This is a genomic window from Ensifer sp. EB106-05-01-XG146 (assembly GCF_058791875.1).
On sequence record NZ_JBYTDX010000001.1, the window covers coordinates 362,214 to 383,486 of the forward strand.

Sequence of the window (21,273 nt, forward strand, 5' to 3'; positions counted from 1 at the left end):
GCCGCCCCAATGGGAGCGGCGCTTTTCTATGTCAGTGGAAGAGAACGCTGGCGCCCTGATCAGCCGCACCCGCGATCGCGCGGAAGGGCGCGAATAGCTCGCGGCCCATGCCGAAGTCGTTGTCCGAAAGATCCGCATGCGCGGGCACACGTGTCTTGAGTGCGATGTCCTCGACCAGCACCTCGATCGTTCCGGCAACAGCGTCGATGCGGACGATATCGCCTTCCTGGATGCGAGCGATCGGGCCGCCGTCCTTGGCCTCCGGCGTCACGTGGATTGCTGCCGGCACCTTGCCGGAGGCGCCGGACATGCGGCCGTCCGTCAGGATGGCGACGCGCTGGCCGCGGTCCTGCAGAATGCCGAGCACGGTCGTCAGCTTGTGCAGTTCCGGCATGCCGTTCGCCTTCGGACCCTGGAAGCGCACGACGGCGACGAAGTCGCCCTCGAGCTTGCCGGCCTTGAAGGCGGCATTGAGCTCGGCCTGGTCGTGGAAGATCTTGGCAGGCGCCTCGATGATGTGACGGTCCGGCTTGACGGCAGAGATCTTGATGACGGCCTTGCCGAGATTGCCGGTCAGCATTTTCAGGCCGCCCGAATGCTGGAACGGCTGATCGATGGTCGCAAGCACCTTCGGGTCAGCGCTTTCCTTCGGCGTCGGCACGCGTTCGACATTGCCGTCGGCGCCAAGCCGGACGTCGATCTTGTAGGCGTCGAGTCCCTGGCCGACGACGGTGCGCACGTCGTCGTGCAGCAGGCCGGCGCGAAGCAGCTGGCTGATCAGGAAGCCCATGCCGCCGGCGGCGTGGAAGTGGTTCACGTCGGCGAGCCCGTTCGGATAGACGCGGGCCAGCAGCGGAACGATGTCCGAGAGCTCTGAAATGTCCTGCCAGGTGAGCACGATGCCGGCAGCCCGCGCCATGGCGACGAGGTGCATCGTGTGGTTGGTCGAGCCGCCGGTCGCATGCAGGCCGACAACGCCGTTGACGATCGAGCGCTCGTCGATCATTTCGCCCGCCGGGGTGAACTCGTTGCCCATGGCGGTGATCGCCAGCGCCCGCTTGGCGGCTTCCTTGGTCAGCGCGTCGCGCAGCGGCGTGCCCGGATTGATGAAGGAGGCGCCGGGCAGGTGGAAGCCCATGATCTCCATCAGCATCTGGTTGGAGTTGGCGGTGCCGTAGAAGGTGCAGGTTCCCGGTCCGTGGTAGGACTTGGATTCCGCCTCGAGCAGTTCGTCGCGGCCGACCTTGCCTTCGGCGAACAACTGGCGCACCCGCGCCTTCTCGTCGTTCGGCAGGCCCGAGGTCATCGGTCCGGCGGGCACGAAGATCGCCGGCAGGTGGCCGAAGGTGAGCGCTGCGATCACGAGGCCCGGCACGATCTTGTCGCAGACGCCGAGATAGACGGTGGAATCAAACATGTTGTGCGACAGGCCGACGCCGGCCGCCATGGCGATCAGGTCGCGGGAAAACAGCGAGAGCTCCATGCCCGGCTGCCCCTGCGTTACGCCGTCGCACATGGCCGGCACGCCACCGGCGACCTGGGCGACGCCACCTGCCTCGCTTGCCGCCTGGCGGATCAGCGCCGGATAGGTCTCGAACGGCTGATGCGCCGAAAGCATGTCATTGTAGGAGGTGATGATGCCGAGATTGGCCACGCGGTCGCCCGCAAGCGCCACCTTCTCGGCGGGGGAACAGACCGCAAATCCATGCGCGAGGTTGCCGCAGCCGAGCACGCTGCGATGCGGACCGCTCGATGCCGCCCGGCGGACGCGATCGAGATAGGGCTCGCGGTGGGGTTTCGAGCGCTCGACGATGCGAGCCGTGATCGAGGCAATGCGGGAATCGGCGGACATGACAAATCCTGTTCCGGAGTCTTCAGACTCCTCATCTTCATCCAGTCATCGTCCGGAGCGCGGCGAGCTTGGGAGAGCGCAAGCCGCGTCCCGGCGTTTCTCAGAAACACCTGTCCATTCCGACGGGAGCGCGCCACCGGCTGAACGTGTCTCCAAAGTTCCTATCGGGCCGGTTCGGCCCAACATCATTCCGATCTACGGCGCCCAGTAAATCTGCACCGGCGACGCGGCGCGGCGCAGCATCGCGCGGATCGGCATGTCCTTTTCGTCGCCGGCATCTTCAGCCTTGGCGAGAACCGCCTTCTTGCCCTCGCCTTCGATATGCAGCACCAGAAGCCGCGCATCCTGAAGGCTGGCAAAAGTAAAGGTCAGCCGGGTTTCGCCTGCACCCTCGGCTTCCATCGTGATCACGCCGCGCGGCGTTGCCGGATCGATGGCGCGCGCGAGCTGCGATCCGCCCGGGAAGAACGATGCGGTGTGCCCATCCGTTCCCATGCCGAGGATCGCCACGTCGAACGGTGCACCGATCTTCGCCGTTTCCCGGCTTGCGAGATCAGCCGCGGCCTCCGCTGTCGGGGCCGCCTGGTAGAGCGGCAGGAAAGTTGCTGCAGCGGCCTTGTCCTGAAGCAGGTTGGCCGCCACGAGGCCGTGGTTGGAGCGGTCGCTTTCCGGCGGCACGAAGCGTTCGTCGACCAGCGTCACCGTCACCTTGTCCCAGGCGATGTCCTTCTTCGAAAGCGCCTGGAAGAATGCCTTGGGCGTGGAGCCGCCGGAGACGGCGATGCTTGCGGAGCCGCGTGCGGCGACACCGGCAGCAAGAGCGCTGCTGACCGCATCGGCAAGGCCTTGCGCCAGTGCTGCGCCGTTTTCGAATGTATGAAGCTTAGACGTCATCGGCGCACCTATATCGCGTCGTTCCAGGTCCGGCCGTCACGCTCGATCAGCGCAATTGACTGGCTCGGACCCCAGGTGCCGGCGGTGTAGCCCTGAACCTGCTGCCCGGTTTCTTCCCAGGCCTTCAGGATCGGATCGACCCACTTCCATGCGGCCTCGACCTCGTCGCGGCGCACGAACAGCGTCTGGTTGTTGCGGATGACGTCGAAGAGCAGCCGCTCATAGGCGTCCGCATTGCGCACGGCGAAGGCTTCGGCAAAGCTCATGTCCAGCGAGACGCTGCGCAGGCGCATGCCGCCCGGGCCCGGGTCCTTGATCATCAGCGACTGCTTCACGCCTTCGTTCGGCTGTAGGCGGATGACCAGTTGGTTGGCCGAAATGCGGCCGGCATTGTTGTCGAAGATCGAATGCGGGATCTGCTTGAAGGTGATGACGATTTCCGACATGCGGCCGGCAAGGCGCTTGCCGGTGCGGATGTAGAAAGGCACGCCGGCCCAGCGCCAGTTGCTGACTTCCGCCTTGATCGCCACAAAGGTCTCGGTGTTCGAAACGCCGCCTTCGAGTTCTTCGAGGTAGCCCTTGACCGGGCCGCCGGCCGAAGCGCCGGCGCGGTACTGGCCGCGCACCGTCACCTGCTCGACATTCGACGAGGTGATCGGCTTCAGCGCGCGCAGAACCTTCAGCTTCTCGTCGCGCACCGCTTCGGCGTCCATCGAGGTCGGCGCTTCCATGGCGACGAAGCAGACGAGCTGCAGGATGTGGTTCTGCACCATGTCGCGCAGCGCGCCGGCCTTGTCGTAGTAGCCGGCACGATTTTCAAGCCCGACGGCTTCCGACACGGTGATCTGCACGTGGTCGATATGGGCCGAGTTCCACAGCGGCTCGTAGAGCGCGTTGGCAAAGCGCAGCGCCATCAGGTTCTGCACCGTCTCCTTGCCGAGATAGTGGTCGATGCGGAAGATCTGCTCTTCGCGGAAAACCTTGCCGATCGTGTCGTTGAGTTCGGTCGCAGAGGCGAGGTCGCGGCCGATCGGCTTTTCGACGACGATGCGGGTGTTCTTGGTGATCAGCTTGTGATCGCGGATGCGCTCGGAGATGTCGCCGAAGATCGCAGGGCCGACGGCGAGATAGAAGGCGCGGATGCGCTCCTTGCCCTCTTCGAGGATCTTCTTCAGCGAGTCCCAACCCTGGTCGGACTTGGCGTCGACGGAGACGTAGAACAGGCGTGCAGCGAACTTCGCGACTTCCTCTTCCTTGTACTCTTCCGCCTTCAGATGTTCCTTCAGAGCATCGACGGCGAACTTGCGATAGTCCTCATGGCTGAGTGCCGCGCGCGAGGCGCCGATGATGCGCGTCGGCTCGGTGATCTGGCCTTCCAACTGGCGGTGATAGAGCGCCGGCAACAGCTTGCGCTCCGCAAGATCGCCGGTGCCCCCGAACACCACATAGTCAAATGGTTCGACGGGGATGATCTGGCTGCTCATGGGATATCTCGATCTGTTCAGGTCAGGGGCACATATAATCTAATCGATTTAAAGGCGCTAGAGTGCGGCGCAATAAAATGCCGCCGCAAGCGTTTTTCAAAACCTGTCGCGTAATGCGTACCAGCTAAGCGCGAAGAAGAGAAGGGCGGAGCGGAACCGGGTTCCGCCCGGAAAAGCCGGGATTTTCAGAGCCTTCAAGAGGTCGAGCTCGGTGTCCTTGCCGAGCGCCAGGTCCGCATAGAGCTTGCCGCAATAGTTGGAGAGCATCACACCGTGGCCGGAATAGCCGCCGATCGAGGTGACGCCCGGCATGACCTCGCGACAAAAGGGGGTGCGCGGCATGGTGATACCGACGGAGCCGCCCCAGGCGTGGGTGATCTCGACATTGGCGAGCTGCGGGTAGATCTCGCTGATCTGCCGGCGGATATGGGTGGAGATGTCGCGCGGATTATCGGCCGTATAGGCTTCGCGGCCGCCGAACAGAAGCCGCCCATCCCGCGACTTCCGGAAGTAGCGCACGACGAAGCGCGAATCGTCGACCGATTCGCCGCCGGGAATGACATCAGGGTGGTCCGAAAGCACCGTCGTCGCGCCGATGAAGGAACGGATCGGCATGACGTGGCTGGCGCTCACCGGCTCCAGGTTGCCGACATAGGCATTGCAGGCGACGAGAACGCGGTCGGCGGTGATGGTGCCGCGGTCGGTGGCAATGACGATCGCGCCACCCTGGCGGTCGATTTTCAGGGCCTTGGTCTGCTCGAAAAGGTTGGCGCCGGCAAGCGCTGCCTGTTTCGCAAGGCCGACCAGCAGCTTCATCGGGTGGATATGGCCGGTGCCGGCATCGCGAATGCCGAAGTGGTAGTGGTTCGATCCGAGCCGGCTTGCTGTTTCCTCGCGCTCCATGAAAGTCAGATGCGGATAGCCGAAGCGCGCCGCCATCGCTTCGGCATGGTCGCGATAGTCTTTTTCGAGGCTTTGCTTGTGCCCGACCGAGAGCTGGCCTGGCACGAATTCGATGTCGATCCCGTTCCCGTTCGCGAAATCGAGCACGTAACGCTTGGCGTTCTCGGCCATGTCGAACAGTGCCTGCGCCCGTTCATGGCCGAGACTTTCTTCCGTGTCGTCCGCCCAGGCGCGTTGCCCGGTGCCGAACTGGCCGCCGTTGCGGCCCGAGGCGCCGTCGCCGAAGCGGCAGGCGTCGATCAGGGTGACGTCGACGCCTTGCTTGGCAAGGTTGTAAGCCGCCTGCAATCCCGTATAGCCGCCGCCCACGATCGCGACATTGGCTTTCCGCGATCCCGGCATGGCCGGATACTCCGGTCGATCCGGAACCGTCGCCTCATACCAGGAATAACCGGGCGAGATCGGGCTTTGCCAGGACATGGAGAACCTCTGAGGTCAGACGTTGAGAAGCAGGAATTCGCGTTCCCAGGGACTGATGACCTGCATGAAGGTCTCGAACTCGCCGCGTTTGACGCCGGCATAGATGGCGATGAACTCCGGGCTCAGCACCTCGGCCAGCGACGGTGCCGATTCCAGCAGGGCCACGGCTTCGAGCAGGCCGCGGGGCAGGTCGATCTCGCCCTCGTTGGCCGTGTCCTCGGTCGGCGCCGTCGGTTCGCGCTGTTCGATGATGCCGAGATAACCGCAGGCAAGCGAGGCCGCGAGCGCCAGATAGGGATTGGCATCTGAACTCGGCAGCCGGTTCTCGATACGCCGGGCGACCGGCTCCGACACCGGGATGCGGAAGGCGGTGGTGCGGTTGTCGTAGCCCCAGGCGGTGTTCACCGGCGCCGACATGTCGGGCGTCAGTCGGCGGAAGGAGTTCACATAGGGCGCCATCATCACAAGCGTGCGCGGCACATAGTGCTGCATGCCGCCAATGAAGTGGAAGAATTCCTTCGATGCGGAACCGTCCGGGTTGGAGAACAGGTTGCGGCCGGTGTTGATCTCGACCACCGACTGGTGAATGTGCATCGCCGAGCCCGGCTGGCCCTGCATGGGCTTCGCCATGAAGGTGGCGTAGATGCCGTGTTTCAGCGCCGCCTCGCGGATGGTGCGCTTGAACAGGAACACCTGGTCGGCCAGCTCGATCGGATCGCCATGGCGTAGGTTGATCTCCAGCTGCGCCGGCCCTTCTTCGTGGATCAGCGTATCGATCTCGAGACCCTGCTTCTCCGAGAAGTGGTAGATGTCGTCGATCAGTTCGTCGAATTCGTTGATGCCGGCGATCGAATAGCCCTGGCCGCCGAGAATCGAGCGACCGGAGCGGCCTTTCGGTGGATGCAGGGGATAATCCGGATCGTCATTGGTGGCGACGAGGTAGAATTCGATCTCGGGTGCTACGACCGGCTTCCAGCCTTTCTGCTTGTAGAGATCGACCACGCGCTTCAGCACGTTGCGCGGCGTGTAGCTGATCTGTTCGCCCTGCGAGCCGACGATGTCGCAGATCACCTGCGCCGTCGGGTCGGTCTCCCAGGGCACGACCGAAAGGGTCGAGAGATCGGGCACGAGCTTGATGTCGCTGTCGCGGGAATCGTAGCGGAACTGGCCGGTTTCGTCTGGATATTCGCCCGAGATCGTGTGGCGATAGACGGCGGACGGCAGCGCCAGCGAGGTATTGGAGGTGAACTTCGAGGTCGGCATCATCTTGCCGCGCGGAACGCCGGCAAGATCGGGCGTGATGCATTCGACGTCTTCGATGCCGCGGATCTTGAGCCAGTCCGTGGCTTCCTTCCAGGTCTTTACACCTCGGAGGGAGTGGAGGGCGGGAGGTATTTTCGAAGTTTTGCTGATTTTCGTTGTTTGTTGGGCAGCACTTCTCTTGGAGGGCATAAATCACCGGTTTTGGCTTCGGATAGCGCATCATAACCACAGATTGGCAATTGGCTAGATGGGCTTGATCATTGACTTTCTGCTTTGCCCCCGGAATGGAAGGACAAACGAGCGGAGTGTTTCGTGGCTGAAAAGACAGATGTGGTCATCATTGGCGCCGGTGCCGCCGGCATGATGTGCGCCATCGAGGCGGGCAAGCGCGGCCGCCGCGTGGCCGTGCTCGACCATGCCAAGGCGCCGGGCGAAAAGATCCGCATCTCCGGCGGCGGCCGCTGCAATTTCACGAACATCCATGCGGGACCGAAGAACTTCCTGTCGACCAACCCGCATTTTTGCAAGTCGGCGCTGGCGCGCTACACCCCGCGCGATTTCCTGGCTCTTGTCGAAAAGCATGGCATAGCCTGGCACGAAAAGACCCTCGGCCAACTCTTCTGCGACCATTCGGCGAAAGACATCATCAAGATGCTGCTTTCCGAAATGCGTGACGTGCATGCCGATCTTCGCCTCGAAACGACGATCGAGAGTGTCGAGCGCCATGGTGCCGGTTTTCGCGTGATGACGGGCGAGGGGCCGATCGATGCGCAGTCGCTGGTCGTTGCCAGCGGCGGCAAGTCGATCCCGAAGATGGGGGCGACCGGGCTTGCCTACCGGATCGCCGAGCAGTTCGGTCTCGGGCTCATAGAAACGCGGCCCGGTCTCGTGCCGCTGACGCTCGACCCGGCGCAGCTCGAAGCGATCGGGGAACTGGCCGGCGTTGCCGCAGATGCGGAAGCGCGGTCCGGCAAGACGGCGTTCCGCGAGGCGGTGCTGATCACCCATCGCGGCCTGAGCGGCCCTGCGATCCTGCAGATATCCTCCTATTGGCGCGAAGGGCAGGAGATCGTGCTCAGGCTGATGCCCGACATCGACATTGCCGCGATCCTGAAAGAAATCCGCCGCACCCACGGCAAACAGGCGGTGCAGACGGCGCTCGGCGATATCCTGCCGCGGCGGCTGGCACAGTTTTTCGCCGACGGCGCAAAGCTGACCGGGCGCCAGCTTGCCGACCTCTCGGATAAGGCCATCAATCAGCTTGCTACCTCGATCCAGGCCTGGACCATCAAGCCAGCCGGTTCGGAAGGCTACCGGACGGCCGAAGTTACGCTTGGCGGCGTCGATACCAACGGGCTCGACTCCAAGACGATGCAGGCCAAGGCGGTGCCGGGGCTCTATTTTATCGGTGAGTGCGTCGATGTGACCGGATGGCTCGGCGGCTACAATTTCCAATGGGCCTGGGCATCGGGCTTTGCGGCCGGCCAGGACGCCTGATCTCCCCGCTTTTGGCGGATCGAGCTTCAGTGATTGTTAATGTATCTCGCCGAACCTTTATCCTTGTCGGCACAGCCGGCAGTTGGTGGATCGGATTGTCGCGTAAACGGAAATAACACTGTTTCTAATTTTTTGACTTTCTTCCGCCACGGCATGGCTGCAATATAACTGTGACAGGCAATGTGGGTCATCCGGACCGAACGTTGCCGGTCAATGTGACAAGGACAGGATGCCATGAACCAAATCCGCCGCCGTCCCCGCGCCATCGCGATCGCCCGCACCGATGAAAGCCGTCAGCAGAAGGCCGTGCTCACGCGCCTCGCCTTGATTGCATTCTTTGCCGTTGCTGCCCTCGCAGCCCTCCCGGCTCTTTGGTTCTGAGTTCAGGGGATCGGCCCTGAGCGGCCGTCTCTCGGGCGCATTTGACGCGTCCGCGCACGCCTACGGATTTTCTGTCGCGGGCGGAACGCGCTTATACAAATTTTAATCGTTCAAAACAGATAGTGTGACGATGTGAGTTTCGTCAGGTTCACGTTGCCGAGGAGTGGCGCCGTGGATCCGCAATGATTGCCGACGGACTGGCGGTGTGCGCCGCATGATTTTTCGAAAAACATCAGCCTGTTTGCGCATCGGGTGGCTCTCGATCGTTCGCACATTCACGCCTTGTCGTTGAGTGCGAAGACGTAGTGAGCCGTCGGGGGAGGCGAATGCGAGCTGCGAGCCAAGGTGTTTTCCATGTTCATCGATAGAATTCTTGCCCGCTTCAAGATCCAGACAAAGGTGCTGTTTTTCATCCTGCCCTTCGTCGTCAGCATCTGTGCCGTCGGTATCACCGGCCTCTATGCATCCGGCCTGCTTCAGGGACGCATGGAGATTTCCAACAGCGTGTTGCAGACCTTGAGCGGCTTCAAGGATGTCTATGCGGGCATGAACGCCTTCCTGCATTCGACAACCGAAGAAACACGTGATGCCGTGCAGTCGACGATCTCGGCGCAGAAGGACGTGCTCGCCGATACCGCTGCACAGGTTGCCGGCCAGAACGGCCAGGACGAATTGAAGGCGGCGATCGCGGCGACCAGCGACATCGAGGCCCGCATTGGCGGCCTTTGGACGCTGCACGTTGGCGAGCAGGACTTGCGCACGGCAATGAGCTCGAACCTCGACGCCTTGCTGATCGAGCGCGCCAAGATCAATGAAGAGTCGAACCGCCTGCAATACGCCGTTCGCAAGAGCGAGAACGCCGCCAAGACCATGCTGCGCGAAGCCGAAAAGCTGATGCGCGCAAGCCGCTTCTTCAACGAGTTCGGCACCGAAGTGAGCAAGGCGATCACCGTCGAGGAGAAGCTGAAGGCGGTCAAGGAACGCTTCCCGATGATCGGCCGCACCGAGCGTGACATCTTCCGCCTGCTGCCGAAGGACGAGAAGTCGCTCACCGAGACCATCACCTCGGCTTCGAGCGAGATCGGCTCGATCCTGAAGGCGCCCGCCGGACCGGAAACGCTTGCCGGCATTTCCAAATATGTCGACCGCTTCCGCACTGCGAGCTTCCGCCTGGAAGCGGCTTCCGTCGGCAAGATGCGCGACGCCACGCGGATTTTCGCCGAACTCGACGAACAGATCGTCACGACGGAATCGGTTCTGACCGCTACCCGCAGGCTGTCGTCGTCGATCACCGATATCCAGATTTCCGCCGCCACCTTCATGGGGCAGACGAACGAGGGCAATCGCCAGAAGCTGCTCGACAAGTCGCTCGCCGTTCAGCAGAACATGGCGACGCTTCGCGGTGTCGCAAGCGACGGCGCATCCTTCGACAAGATCGCCGACACGCTGATGCCGATCCTGACCGCGATGAAGAAAGATGCCGCAGCGCTTGTCGAAATCACGGTCAAGCGCACCGCGGACTTCGACGCCGCCGGACAATCGATCAACCAGATCTGGACCGATCTCACCGAATTTGCCGAACAGCAGAAGGTTGCCGCCGGGACCGAGCGCAACGAGGCGAACCAGATCTCGGTTGCCGCCACCGTTGCCGGCGTCGTCATCGCGCTTCTGGCCGGCATCGCGCTGACGCTGACGCTGAAGAAGCCGATCGGTCAGATCACCGCGGCGATGCGTCGTCTCGCCGATGGCCGCCTCGACACGACGATCGATGGCGACGGTCGCCGCGACGAAATCGGCGACATGGCTCGTGCGCTCGGCGTGTTCAAGGAGAACGCGCTCTCCAAGGTCCGCATCGAAGCGGAAAGCGAGGAGCAGCGCAGCCGCGCCGAAATCGAGCGTAGCCGCAACGACCAGGAAAAGCGCGAGCTCGATCGCCAGATCGATCTCGCCGTCAGCGAGCTTGCCGCTGGCCTCGGCCGCCTGGCCCAGGGCGACCTGTCGCGCCAGATCGACGTGCCGTTCCATGGTCGCCTCGAACAGCTTCGCCAGGACTTCAACGGTTCGCTGATCCGCCTGCAGGACACGCTCGCCCAGATCCGCGCCAATGCGCAGGCGATCCAGGAGAGCGGCTCCAGCATGCACCATGCGGCAGACTCGCTGTCGAAGCGCACGGAGGCCCAGGCCGCCTCCCTCGAAGAGACGGCGGCCGCCGTCGACCAGATCACCGTCACCGTCCGTTCCTCGGCCGAGCGTGCCGGCGAAGCCAACCATGCGGTGATCCAGACGAAACGCAGCGCCGATAGCTCGGCGACCGTCGTCACCAACGCGATCGCCGCCATGGGACGCATCGAGGAGGCCTCGCGCCAGATCGAGCAAATCATCGAAGTGATCGACGACATCGCCTTCCAGACCAACCTCCTGGCGCTGAACGCCGGCATCGAGGCGGCACGGGCGGGTGAAGCCGGAAAGGGCTTTGCCGTCGTCGCCCAGGAAGTGCGTGAACTGGCCCAGCGCTCGGCGGAAGCTGCGCGCGAGATCAAGGGCTTGATCAACAAGTCGACCAACGAGGTCAATGCCGGCTCGCACCTGGTCAAGGAAACCGGCGAAGTGCTGGCCTCGATCAGCGCCCAGATCGTCACGGTCAGCCAGCACGTCGAGATGATCGCGACTGCCAGCCGCGACCAGGCCGTGGCGCTCAACGAGGTCAACGGCTCAGTCAACCAGATGGACCAGATGACGCAGCAGAACGCTTCGATGGTGGAAGAGGCGACGGCGACGAGCCGCGCGCTCTCAAACCAGGCCGACACGCTGATGATGCTGGTCGAGCAGTTCCGGCTGGAGCCGGCGGCGGAAGACTACGACAACTACCGGGCGGCCTGAGGCGTGCGGTAGACGGTTTCGCTGGCGGCAGGCAACGCCGCCAGCCGAAAGTACGGCAACCGGTGCCGTGCGATATAACAAGGGCAGGGGCTAACATTGCACCGCGTGGCCGCAGGGCTTCGCGGTGCTTTTTTTATCGGCGTAGAGGCTGCTCTTGCGTCGCTTGGTGACCGCGGCCGCGAGTGTTGTGAAGGCCCGACGTAGAAGGCCGGGCGGTTTCGGATCGAAATCCTCGTCCCAGCGGCGCGTTTTCAGGGCCATGTCGGCGATGTAGACCATTGCCATCATTTCCATAGTGATGCTCCTTAGTTGATGGGCATCACTTCTTTTATGCAGCAAAACTAGTTTTACATACATCGGATATCGCTCTATGTTTTTCACCGATGAAAGACATGGATTGGGATATCTATCGCTGTTTCATGAGCGTGGCGCGCGCTGGTGGGCTCACCGGAGCGGCGCAGGCGCTCGGCTCCAGCCCGGCGACCGTTGGCCGGCGGATGCTGGAACTCGAGGAGCGCACGGGCCGCGCGCTGTTTCTGCGCAGCCAGACCGGCTACCAGCTTACCGGCGATGGTGAACTGCTGTTCGAGCAGCTTCAGGAAATGGAATCGGCGGCGCGCCGGGTCGAGAGCTGGCGGCAGGAAGGCGAGGGCGTAACGGTCCGCATCACCGTCGGTACCTGGATCGCCTGGCTGCTGGCGGAGAACTTTCCGGCGCTCTGCACCGAAAGGGACGGCTTCAGTCTGGCGATCACGGTCGGCGAAACACGCGCCAGCCTCGCCTATCGCGAGACCGATATCGGCATCCGCGCCTTCGAGCCCGAGGAGGCCTATCTGGCGGCGAGTCCGGTCGGCGACGTCGCCTATGCCGCCTATCGTCAAAAGAACGCGCCGTCGGGCGCGAGCGCGCGTTGGGTGGCCGTCGGCGAGGAGGAGGCGATCTCCGCCTATCTGCGCTGGCCGCACGAGCAGGTGAAAGGGGGCTGGGAGGGGCGGATCGTCGCCACGGTCACACGGCCGCGCTCGCTGCTCGATCTCGCCCGCGCCGGCGCCGGCTGTGCGGTGCTTCCCTGTTTCGTCGGCGATCTCGATCCGATGCTGGAGCGCGCCGGCGAGGAGATCCCGGCGCTCCGGCACCGGCAATGGATCGTCATGAACAATGAGGATCGGCACCGCAAGGAAATACGAACGGTTGTCGACCGCATGACCAGGCTGTTGCGTAGTCACGTGGACATCTTTGCCGGAAAGCGACCGCGCCGCAGCTGAGGCGGAGCAAGGACTGAACCCTGCTGCTGGGAACGCTACCGCCGTGGTCTTTTCTGTATATGGGTCAGCGCATCAGCAGCTTGACGAGTGCCGCCTGCGAGTTGACCCGGGTCTTGGCGTAGATGCTTTTGAGCTGCGTCCGGATCGTCTCATAGCTGACGCCGTTGGCCTGCGACATTTCCTTCAGCGTCAGGCCGGCGGCGATACCGCAGGCGATGCGGATTTCGGCGGGGGTCAGACCATAATTGTCCTTCAGATGGTCGTGCCTGAGATCGCCGAGCAGCGACGTCGCAGGCTCGACCAGAACCGCCACAGTCGGTCCGTCGAGAAGTTCGGTAAAGATGCTGGCGCTTCGCCGCACCAAGGTAATGCGGAAGGCGCCGTGCTCCGCGGTCCTGACGACACGCAGTTGCGGCTGTGCCGGTGCGCCGACCGGCGAGGCCAGAAGCTCGAGCGCCGCATTGGTTTCCGGTTCGTCCATGAACAGGCGGCCGTTGACCGCGACCCGGAACGGTGAGCCGTTCGCCGCCATTCGCTCGGCATTGTGGTTCATCGAGCGGATGCGCAGATTGCCGCCCACATAAATCACGCCGACGCCGATCGTATCGAGCAGGGTCCGGCCCTCATGCTGCTCGGCCATCATCAGGTCGCGCCGCCGCAGGAAGTCGAAGGCGCGCTTCAGGTGAGGCGCGAGAAGCGTGTATTGATCGGCCGCCTGCTGGTTGAGTTCCGCGTTCGTCGACGAGGTGCAGGTCGACACGAGCAGGGTCCGCGTCGGGCTGCGCACGATGGTCACGCCGACGGTGGTCTCGCTGCCGGTCTGGCGCTTCAGCCAGTCATTGTAGAATTCCGATTTCATCAGCTCCGAGCGCGAGACGATATGCTCGCCGGAGAGACCGCGGCCCACCGGCACGAGAACCGATTTCGGTATCCAGGGATTGATCGCCGCGAAGTGATCGTTGAACTGGTCGATGGCATCAGAGGTAAAGCCGGAGACATAGGGCACGCACGACGCTGGCGCTGTGAGGTCATGATAGTGGAGCGCAGAGCATCCATCGGGCATGGTCGTCGTCAGCCGGTCGAGAAAATCCTGCCAGCCGCAATCGCCAAAGGCGGCGCCGTAGATCAGCTCCGTCAGTTCGGCGGTATCTGCAGGCTTCGTCGAGCGATACATGCGTGCCTTTGCCTAAGACAGGTATGCCTAATATAGTCAGGCATCACGGGTTCGATCAACCTGAAATAGCGGTGACAAGCATTCGTTGCGTGCGCTGCCATCCTGACAACGCAGAATAGCCGGCAAAGAGCCGGCTATTCCAATTTCTCCCACTTTCAACCGGTTTCGGTGAAATCAACTTTTGGTTGCTTTCACGCTCGCGGCCACAGCTGTGCGGCGGAGCACTAGCGGCGACAGCAGGATCGCCGCGAACAGCGTTGTGGCGAGCATCATGGCCGGCCCTGGGTGACGATAACCGGGATCAGCAGGTCGCCCCAGTTGCCTTCGCCGCCGTGGTGGCGGGCGGAGCGCACGAGCTCGACCGAAACGCCGGCATCGACGGCCTTCATGACGGACTGGTTGAGGCGGTGCAGGTCGTTGGCGACCATGCGGATTGCCGCCTGCTGGTCCGGGGTCATCGCCGAAGACTGTTCCTCGGCCCGTTCCTTGACGCGTGTCTGGACTGTCATTGGACTTCTCCTTGAGGTTCGAGGCTGGAGGTGCTTGCGGTTTTCCGCCCGCATCCATTTCACTTGCGAGGGGTCGGCAGGAGCGCAGCGGGCAGGGATTGCCACGCTCCCGCCGGGCTTTCACTCTGCGGCCGGGCGGAACTGATCGTGCTCGGTCGATTCCTTCATGGCTGTTGTCGAGGACTGGCCGCCGGTGATCGCCATCGAGACGGCGTCGAAGTAGCCGGTGCCGACTTCGCGTTGATGCTTGGTCGCGGTGTAGCCGTTGACCTCGGCGGCGAATTCCGCCTCCTGCAGCTCCGAATAGGCGGCCATCTGCCGTGCCTTGTAGCCGCGCGCCAGTTCGAACATGCCGAAGTTCAGCTGGTGGAAGCCGGCAAGCGTGATGAACTGGAACTTGTAGCCCATTGCGCCCAGCTCTCGCTGGAACTTGGCGATCGTCGCGTCGTCGAGGTTCTTTTTCCAGTTGAACGACGGCGAGCAATTGTAGGCGAGCAGTTTGCCCGGATGCGCCTTGTGCACGCCCTCTGCGAACTTGCGGGCCTGTTCCAGGTCCGGCTTGGAGGTCTCACACCAGATCAGGTCGCAATGCGGCGCATAGGCGATGGCGCGGGCAATGCAGGGCTCAAGCCCGTTCTTCACCTGGTAGAAGCCTTCGACCGTGCGGCCGGCATCGTAGTCGACGAAGGGGCGATCGCGCTCGTCGATGTCGGAGGTGAGCAACTTTGCCGCTTCCGCATCGGTGCGGGCGATGACCAGCGTCGGCGTGCCCATGACGTCGGCGGCAAGCCGTGCCGCGTTCAGGTTGCGGATATGGGCTGCCGTCGGGATCAGCACCTTGCCGCCGAGATGGCCGCACTTCTTTTCCGAAGCAAGCTGGTCCTCGTAGTGGACGCCGGCAGCGCCCGCCTCGATGAAGGCCTTCATGATCTCGAAGGCGTTGAGCGGGCCGCCGAAACCGGCTTCGGCATCGGCGACGATCGGTGCGAACCAGGTGTCAACCGAAAGGCCCTTGCCTTCTGAGGTCTCGATCTGGTCGGCGCGCTGCAGCGTGCGATTGATGCGCTTGGCAAGCTCAGGCGCGGCATTGGCCGGATAAAGCGACTGGTCCGGATACATGGCCGAAGCGGTGTTGGCATCGGCTGCGACCTGCCAGCCGGAGAGGTAGATCGCCTTCAGGCCGGCGCGCACCATCTGCATGGCCTGGTTGCCCGAAAGTGCGCCGAGCGCGTTGACGAAGTCGTCTTCGTGAATGAGTTTCCACAAGCGGTTCGCGCCCATTTCGGCCAGCGAATAGCGGATCTCGACCGACCCGCGCAGCCGCTTCACGGTCTCTGCGGTATAGGGGCGATCGACGCCATCAAAGCGGCCTTGCGGTGCGCTGGGAACGAGCTTGTAAAAATCAGTCATTACTTCCTCCTGTCAAAATCAAACACCCATTCGACTTTTGTCGTATGGCGACTTGTGTTTCGAGTTCATGTGACAGTTTTTACATTGCGCTGCAGTATTCGGCTATTGGAAACGGTGGTTTGCAGAGATCAAAAGGGTTATCTTGTCTTGCCTTTGACAGGGCGGCGAAGTAAATTTGTAAAAAATGTAAAGCGCCCTGCGTTGAGCGGATTGTAAAGGTAGTTACAAATGGCCGAGAACAAGATCTTTGCCGGCCCGCGGGTCAGGCGCATTCGTAACGGCCTGTCGCTGACGCAGACGGCCATGGCCGAGGCCCTCGGTATCTCGCCGTCCTATCTCAATCTGATCGAGCGCAACCAGCGGCCGCTGACGGTGCAGCTGCTTTTGAAGCTTGCCTCGGTCTACAAGGTCGACCTCGACGAGTTGCAGGGCGAAACCGGCGGCAGCCTCACGCAATTGCGCGAGGTTTTCGCCGATCCGCTGCTGTCGGCCGAGCTGCCGGGAGAGCAGGAGCTGATCGAGGTGGCGGAAGCGGCCCCCAATGCTGCCGGCGGCGTCGTCAAGCTCTATCGCGCCTATCGCGAGCAGGCAGCGCGCCTCAAGGACTTGGCTGACCTCCTGGCGGGGCAGGGGCACATGGAGGCGCTTTCGGGCACACGGTTGCCGATGGACGAGGTACGCGAGACCTTCGAGGGGCGGCCGAATTATTTTGCCGGCATCGAGGCGGCGGCGGAAGCCTTCCACGAGGCGCTCTCGCCGGGTGATGATCTCATCGGCGCGCTCAAGGCCTGGCTGAAGAAGGAGCATGGCCTCGTCGTGCGCAGCCTGCCGGTCCATGCCATGCCGAACCTGCGCCGTCGCTTCGACAGGCACTCCATGCGTCTCTTCGTTTCCGAGCGGCTGTCGCCCTACGACCAGTTGCGCGAGATCGCGATGGAGGCCGTGTCGATTGCCTGCCACGAGGCGATCACGGCCGAGCTTGGGGCGTTACGGCTTTCGACCGCGGAGGCACGCCGTATCGCTCGCTTCGAGCTGGCGCGCTATGGCGCGCATGCGCTGATGATGCCCTATGCTGCGTTCCTAGCCGCCGCACAACGGGCGAAGTACGACATCGATGTCCTGCGCGCCCGTTTCCAGGTCTCCTTCGAACAGGCGGCCAACCGGCTGACCATGCTGCAACGGCCGGGCGCCCAAGGGCTGCCATTCTTCCTGATGGAGATCGACAATGCCGGCCACCGCTTGCGGAGGGCGGGCGCATCGGGCTTCCCTCAGGCAAAGTTCGGCGGTGGCTGTCCCAAGCTCAACATCCATGCCGCCTTCTCAGTGCCGGGCCAGCTTCTGGTCGATCGTGTCGAGATGCCCGACGGCGCTGCGTTCTTGACCATCGCACGCACGCTGGAGGGTCCGCAGGCGGCGTTCCACGAGCGCGTCCGGCGCACAGCCCTGCTTCTAGGCTGCGAAGCTTCGTTTGCCGACGAGACCGTCTACGGTTCGGTGCTGCTGCCGGCGGTCGAAATCGGTGCCGGCTGTCGGCTCTGCGAGCGCCAGGGCTGCCTGGCGCGTGCCGAGCCGCCCGTTACCCGGCCGCTCGGACTTGATGAGATGGCGACCGGGCTCAGCGTTTTCGATTTTCAGTAGCTGACGGGGTGCTGGTTGGGCAGAAGCGGCGCATTCGCGGCAAAGCATTCCGCCGGTAGCCCGGTAGTATAGCCGCGGGTGATATGGGCCGTGTCCGCATAGGCCTTGTTGCGCATCAGGACCGCGTGCAGCTCCGGTAGATTGTAGAACGGCACACCGGGATACAGATGGTGCTCCAGGTGGTAGTTGATGTTGTGGGGCGCGAAGAACAGCTTCTCCCAGGCGTGCGGATAGACGGTGCGTGAGCTCGTCAGTTCGTCGCTATAGTCCATGCTGCCGAAATGCTCGGCGACGCTGCGTATATAAAGGAACAGGCAGAAGAAGGTGAGGAACGGCACCACCCAGTAGAGCGCCACTTCCCGCCAGATGCCGAAGAGCGTGAAGATCGCGGCGGCTGCGACGTAGAAGCCGACGCGCAGCAGCTTGTACTGCAGCGTTGAACGGTCGTTCTTGCCCATGCGTTTGGCCATATGCAGCATGTCGCGCAGCGAATTGACCGCGACGAGGTAACCGAGCAAAAACGTGACGCCGCGCGCAACCTTTTGCGGAAAGGTGAATTGCGGCATGCCGAGCTTCGCTGTCCAGTCCGGATCCTCGTCGCTATTGGCGTACTGATGGTGGGCGAGATGGTTTTGGCGGTAGCCATCGACCGTGGCCAGCACCGGCCATGCGAGCAGCAGGTCGCTCATCCAGTCGCTGAGTTTCCGGTTGCGGATGATGCGATAGTGCGCCGCCTCGTGGATCATGCAGCCGAGCGCATGCATGCGTCCGGCGATCAGCACCACGGCAATCAGGTAGACGAAGACATTGCCGAAATACTCGCTGACGGCGATGGCTGCTGCGATCATCGCCCAGTCGAATGCGATTGCCGCAAGGGCCTTTTGCGGCTCGAGCACCGACAGGCGCTTCAACTGCTTCGGATCGATCCTGCGGCTTTTCCCGCCGACGATCTGCTCACCCATGACGACACCTGAGATCCTGAACCGCAACTGTCGGGAAAATCGCATGGCGATCATGGTTAATCAATCGTAAATGGCGGTCCGTACAGAGGCGGCAAAGCTATGGTTAACGGTGCCGCCGCGGCCGGGTCGAAGGCGACAGGCTGAAAGCAAGGCGCCATAAGTGCCCGTTTTTCTTCGACTTGTGAAACTGATGAGCCCACAGGGCGGCGCTTCTTATCGGCACGAAAGCGCTTGAGGTTATCGAGAAAGATGCCTAACCTCCGGCCTGAACGAAGCGGATTGGACGGTGTCCCGGCGTGCCGGGCCCGATACGAAAAAACCAAGAGGGGAGTTGTATGTCCAAGCTCATCGTCACAACCCTGGCGGCAGCCGTTCTGGCCGGCTCGACCATGCTGGCCTCGGCGCAGGAGCGCGTGGTCAACGTCTACAACTGGTCGGACTATATCGACAGCAGCATTCTGGAAGATTTCACCAAGGAGACCGGCATCAAGGTCGTCTACGACGTCTTCGATTCCAACGAGATCCTGGAGACGAAGCTGCTTGCAGGTGGCTCCGGCTACGACGTGGTGGTGCCGACGGCAACCTTCCTGCAGAGGCAGATCGCCGCGGGCGTGTTCCAGAAGCTCGACAAGTCGAAGCTGCCGAACCTTTCCAATATGTGGGACGTGATCATGGAGCGTACGGCCAAGTACGATCCGGGCAACGACTATGCCATCGACTACATGTGGGGCACCACCGGCATCGGCTACAATGTCGACAAGATGAAGGCGATCCTCGGCACGGACGAGAAGCCCAACTGGGACGTCATCTTCAAGCCGGAACTGGCGGCGAAGTTCAAGGATTGCGGCATCCACATCCTCGATTCCCCGACCGACGTGATGCCTTCGGCGCTCGCCTATCTCGGCCTCAACCCGGATAGCCACGAGGCGGCCGATCTCGAAAAGGCGGCTGAGCTGCTGGCGAGCATCCGCCCCAATGTGCGCAAGTTCCATTCCTCGGAATACATCAACGCGCTCGCCAACGGCGACATCTGCCTTGCAATCGGCTTTTCCGGCGACGTCTTCCAGGCCCGCGACCGTGCGGCCGAAGCCAAGGCTGGTGTGACCGTCGACTACGCGATCCCGTCCCAGGGCGCGCAGATGTGGTTCGATATGCTTGCGATCCCGGCTGATGCACCGCACGTCGAGGAGGCGCACGCCTTCCTCAATTACATGATGAAGCCCGAGGTCGTCGCCAAGGCATCGAACTATGTCTTCTACGCCAACGGCAACAAGGCCTCGCAGCAGTTCCTCGACAAGGCCGTCATGGAAGATACCGCCATCTACCCGACGGAAGAGGTGATGCAGAAACTGTTCACGGTGACGCCCTTCGAGGCGAAAGAGCAGAGGGTATTGACCCGACTCTGGACAAAGGTCGTAACCGGCCAGTAAGAGCGGAAAACGAATTGCCCGGACCTCAAAATCCGGGCAATTTTCTTAAGGGGGCACCGGGGAAAACGAGAGTGCCCATCGGCTGTATCATTCGGGGATAGATGATGAAGTCTCTCGGCAGTATCCGGCGGTCCTTTGCCCCTTGGGCGGATCCCGCTTCCAAGCCATTCATTTCCTTTAAGAACGTGACCAAGCGGTTCGGCGATTTCACCGCCGTCGACGACCTTTCGCTGGATATTTATACGCGCGAGTTCTTTGCGCTGCTCGGTGCGTCCGGCTGCGGAAAGTCGACGCTTCTGCGCATGCTCGCCGGCTTCGAACAGCCGACGTCGGGCGAGATCATTCTCGACGGACAGAGCCTGGCCGGGATTCCGCCCTACAGGCGTCCGGTCAACATGATGTTCCAGTCCTACGCGCTCTTCCCGCATATGAACGTGGAGAGGAACATCGCCTTCGGCCTGAAGCAGGATGGCATGCCGAAGGCGGATATTGCCGAGCGCGTCGCCCAGATGTTGAAGCTGGTGAAGCTCGAAAAGTTCTCCCAGCGCAAGCCGCACCAGCTTTCGGGCGGTCAGCGCCAGCGTGTCGCGCTTGCCCGCTCACTTGCCAAGCGGCCGAAGGTGCTGCTCCTCGACGAACCGCTCGGCGCGCTCGATAAGAAGCTGCGCGAGGAGACCCAATTCGAACTGATGGATCTGCAGCAGGAACTCGGTCTCACCTTCGTCGTCGTCACCCACGACCAGGAAGAGGCAATGACCATGGCCGACCGCATCGCGGTGATGAGCCACGGCAAGGTCATTCAGGTGGCGACGCCTGCCGAAATCTACGAGGCGCCGAACTCCCGTTTCGTCGCGGACTTCATCGGCGACGTCAACATTTTCGAGGGCGCTGTTTCCGGCGCCGAGGGCGGCTATGTGCGCCTTGAGGGCACCAACGGTTTCCCGATCCGCATGGCATCGCCCGAGACGCCGGCTGCCGGCGGCAAGTCCGCCGTCGCCGTCCGCCCGGAAAAGATCCGCGTCAGCCGCCAGCCGCCGGCGCACGCGCCCGTCAACACCGTTCAGGGCGAAATCTGGGACATCGGTTATCTCGGTGACATGACCGTCTTCCACGTGCGCCTGAAGGACGGACGCGTGATCAAGGCCTCGTCGCTCAACGCGGTGCGCGCGGTCGAGGATCCGCTCGGCTACGACCAGGAGGTCTGGGTTTCCTTCGGCGAAGACGCCGGCGTCGTTCTGAAGGATTGAGGCC

Annotated in this window: 17 protein-coding genes; 7 read left to right on the forward strand and 10 right to left on the reverse strand. The window is 62.6% G+C overall.

Annotated elements, in window-relative coordinates; translation table 11 throughout:
- Positions 1-31: 31 nt before the first annotated feature.
- The 5 genes from edd to AC3WVQ_RS01720 all read right to left on the reverse strand — a co-directional run bounded on the left by edd (position 32) and on the right by AC3WVQ_RS01720 (position 7,065).
- Positions 32-1,852 carry a phosphogluconate dehydratase gene (edd, locus tag AC3WVQ_RS01700; RefSeq protein WP_034800791.1) on the reverse strand — a complete coding sequence of 607 codons (1,821 nt, stop codon included), beginning with the start codon at positions 1,850-1,852 and terminating at the stop codon, positions 32-34.
- 195 nt (positions 1,853-2,047) lie between these two features.
- Positions 2,048-2,746, reverse strand: coding sequence for a 6-phosphogluconolactonase (gene pgl, locus AC3WVQ_RS01705; RefSeq protein WP_090294949.1), 699 nt, complete (start codon positions 2,744-2,746; stop codon positions 2,048-2,050).
- 8 nt (positions 2,747-2,754) lie between these two features.
- A complete protein-coding gene (zwf, locus tag AC3WVQ_RS01710; RefSeq protein ID WP_060516507.1) occupies positions 2,755-4,230 on the reverse strand; it encodes a glucose-6-phosphate dehydrogenase in 1,476 nt (491 codons plus the stop codon).
- Between the two features lie 96 nt (positions 4,231-4,326).
- On the reverse strand, positions 4,327-5,613 hold the full coding sequence (locus AC3WVQ_RS01715) for an NAD(P)/FAD-dependent oxidoreductase (protein WP_090294947.1): 1,287 nt from the start codon (positions 5,611-5,613) through the stop codon (positions 4,327-4,329).
- 15 nt (positions 5,614-5,628) lie between these two features.
- On the reverse strand, positions 5,629-7,065 hold the full coding sequence (locus AC3WVQ_RS01720) for a glutamine synthetase family protein (RefSeq protein ID WP_034800800.1): 1,437 nt from the start codon (positions 7,063-7,065) through the stop codon (positions 5,629-5,631).
- 123 nt (positions 7,066-7,188) lie between these two features.
- On the opposite strand from AC3WVQ_RS01720, the gene AC3WVQ_RS01725 reads away from it, so the two are divergent.
- The 3 genes from AC3WVQ_RS01725 to AC3WVQ_RS01735 all read left to right on the forward strand — a co-directional run bounded on the left by AC3WVQ_RS01725 (position 7,189) and on the right by AC3WVQ_RS01735 (position 11,634).
- On the forward strand, positions 7,189-8,373 hold the full coding sequence (locus AC3WVQ_RS01725) for a BaiN/RdsA family NAD(P)/FAD-dependent oxidoreductase (protein ID WP_090294945.1): 1,185 nt from the start codon (positions 7,189-7,191) through the stop codon (positions 8,371-8,373).
- A 234-nt stretch (positions 8,374-8,607) separates the two neighbouring features.
- Positions 8,608-8,754 carry a hypothetical protein gene (locus AC3WVQ_RS01730; protein ID WP_089044690.1) on the forward strand — a complete coding sequence of 49 codons (147 nt, stop codon included), beginning with the start codon at positions 8,608-8,610 and terminating at the stop codon, positions 8,752-8,754.
- A gap of 354 nt (positions 8,755-9,108) precedes the next feature.
- Positions 9,109-11,634, forward strand: a complete 2,526-nt coding sequence (locus AC3WVQ_RS01735) for a methyl-accepting chemotaxis protein (protein ID WP_034800805.1) — start codon at positions 9,109-9,111, stop codon at positions 11,632-11,634.
- Positions 11,635-11,724: 90 nt separating this feature from the next.
- Here the strand turns inward: AC3WVQ_RS01735 and AC3WVQ_RS01740 are convergent, their stop codons facing one another.
- A complete protein-coding gene (locus AC3WVQ_RS01740; protein WP_090294944.1) occupies positions 11,725-11,928 on the reverse strand; it encodes a hypothetical protein in 204 nt (67 codons plus the stop codon).
- 89 nt (positions 11,929-12,017) lie between these two features.
- On the opposite strand from AC3WVQ_RS01740, the gene AC3WVQ_RS01745 reads away from it, so the two are divergent.
- Positions 12,018-12,899 carry a LysR family transcriptional regulator gene (locus AC3WVQ_RS01745; RefSeq protein ID WP_060583999.1) on the forward strand — a complete coding sequence of 294 codons (882 nt, stop codon included), beginning with the start codon at positions 12,018-12,020 and terminating at the stop codon, positions 12,897-12,899.
- A gap of 64 nt (positions 12,900-12,963) precedes the next feature.
- On the opposite strand, the gene AC3WVQ_RS01750 is transcribed toward AC3WVQ_RS01745, so the two are convergent.
- The 3 genes from AC3WVQ_RS01750 to aceA all read right to left on the reverse strand — a co-directional run bounded on the left by AC3WVQ_RS01750 (position 12,964) and on the right by aceA (position 15,992).
- Positions 12,964-14,073 (reverse strand): helix-turn-helix transcriptional regulator, encoded by a 1,110-nt coding sequence (locus AC3WVQ_RS01750; protein ID WP_060516497.1) that lies wholly within the window; start codon positions 14,071-14,073, stop codon positions 12,964-12,966.
- Positions 14,074-14,342: 269 nt separating this feature from the next.
- Positions 14,343-14,582, reverse strand: coding sequence for an SMc00767 family acetate metabolism repressor (locus AC3WVQ_RS01755; RefSeq protein WP_034800815.1), 240 nt, complete (start codon positions 14,580-14,582; stop codon positions 14,343-14,345).
- A gap of 120 nt (positions 14,583-14,702) precedes the next feature.
- Positions 14,703-15,992 carry an isocitrate lyase gene (gene aceA, locus AC3WVQ_RS01760; protein ID WP_034800818.1) on the reverse strand — a complete coding sequence of 430 codons (1,290 nt, stop codon included), beginning with the start codon at positions 15,990-15,992 and terminating at the stop codon, positions 14,703-14,705.
- Positions 15,993-16,220: 228 nt separating this feature from the next.
- Here aceA and AC3WVQ_RS01765 point away from each other — a divergent pair, with 228 nt between their 5' ends.
- Entirely contained in the window at positions 16,221-17,630 is a 1,410-nt protein-coding gene (locus tag AC3WVQ_RS01765; RefSeq protein ID WP_060601926.1) for a helix-turn-helix domain-containing protein, read from the forward strand.
- On the opposite strand, the gene AC3WVQ_RS01770 is transcribed toward AC3WVQ_RS01765, so the two are convergent.
- A complete protein-coding gene (locus tag AC3WVQ_RS01770) occupies positions 17,624-18,592 on the reverse strand; it encodes a fatty acid desaturase family protein (RefSeq protein WP_492382582.1) in 969 nt (322 codons plus the stop codon). The two genes, AC3WVQ_RS01765 and AC3WVQ_RS01770, sit on opposite strands and share 7 nt — an antisense overlap.
- 335 nt (positions 18,593-18,927) lie before the next feature.
- Between AC3WVQ_RS01770 and AC3WVQ_RS01775 the strand changes: the two genes are divergently transcribed.
- Positions 18,928-20,022, forward strand: coding sequence for a polyamine ABC transporter substrate-binding protein (locus tag AC3WVQ_RS01775; protein ID WP_034800823.1), 1,095 nt, complete (start codon positions 18,928-18,930; stop codon positions 20,020-20,022).
- A 104-nt stretch (positions 20,023-20,126) separates the two neighbouring features.
- On the forward strand, positions 20,127-21,269 hold the full coding sequence (locus AC3WVQ_RS01780; protein ID WP_176960278.1) for an ABC transporter ATP-binding protein: 1,143 nt from the start codon (positions 20,127-20,129) through the stop codon (positions 21,267-21,269).
- Positions 21,270-21,273 lie beyond the last annotated feature (4 nt).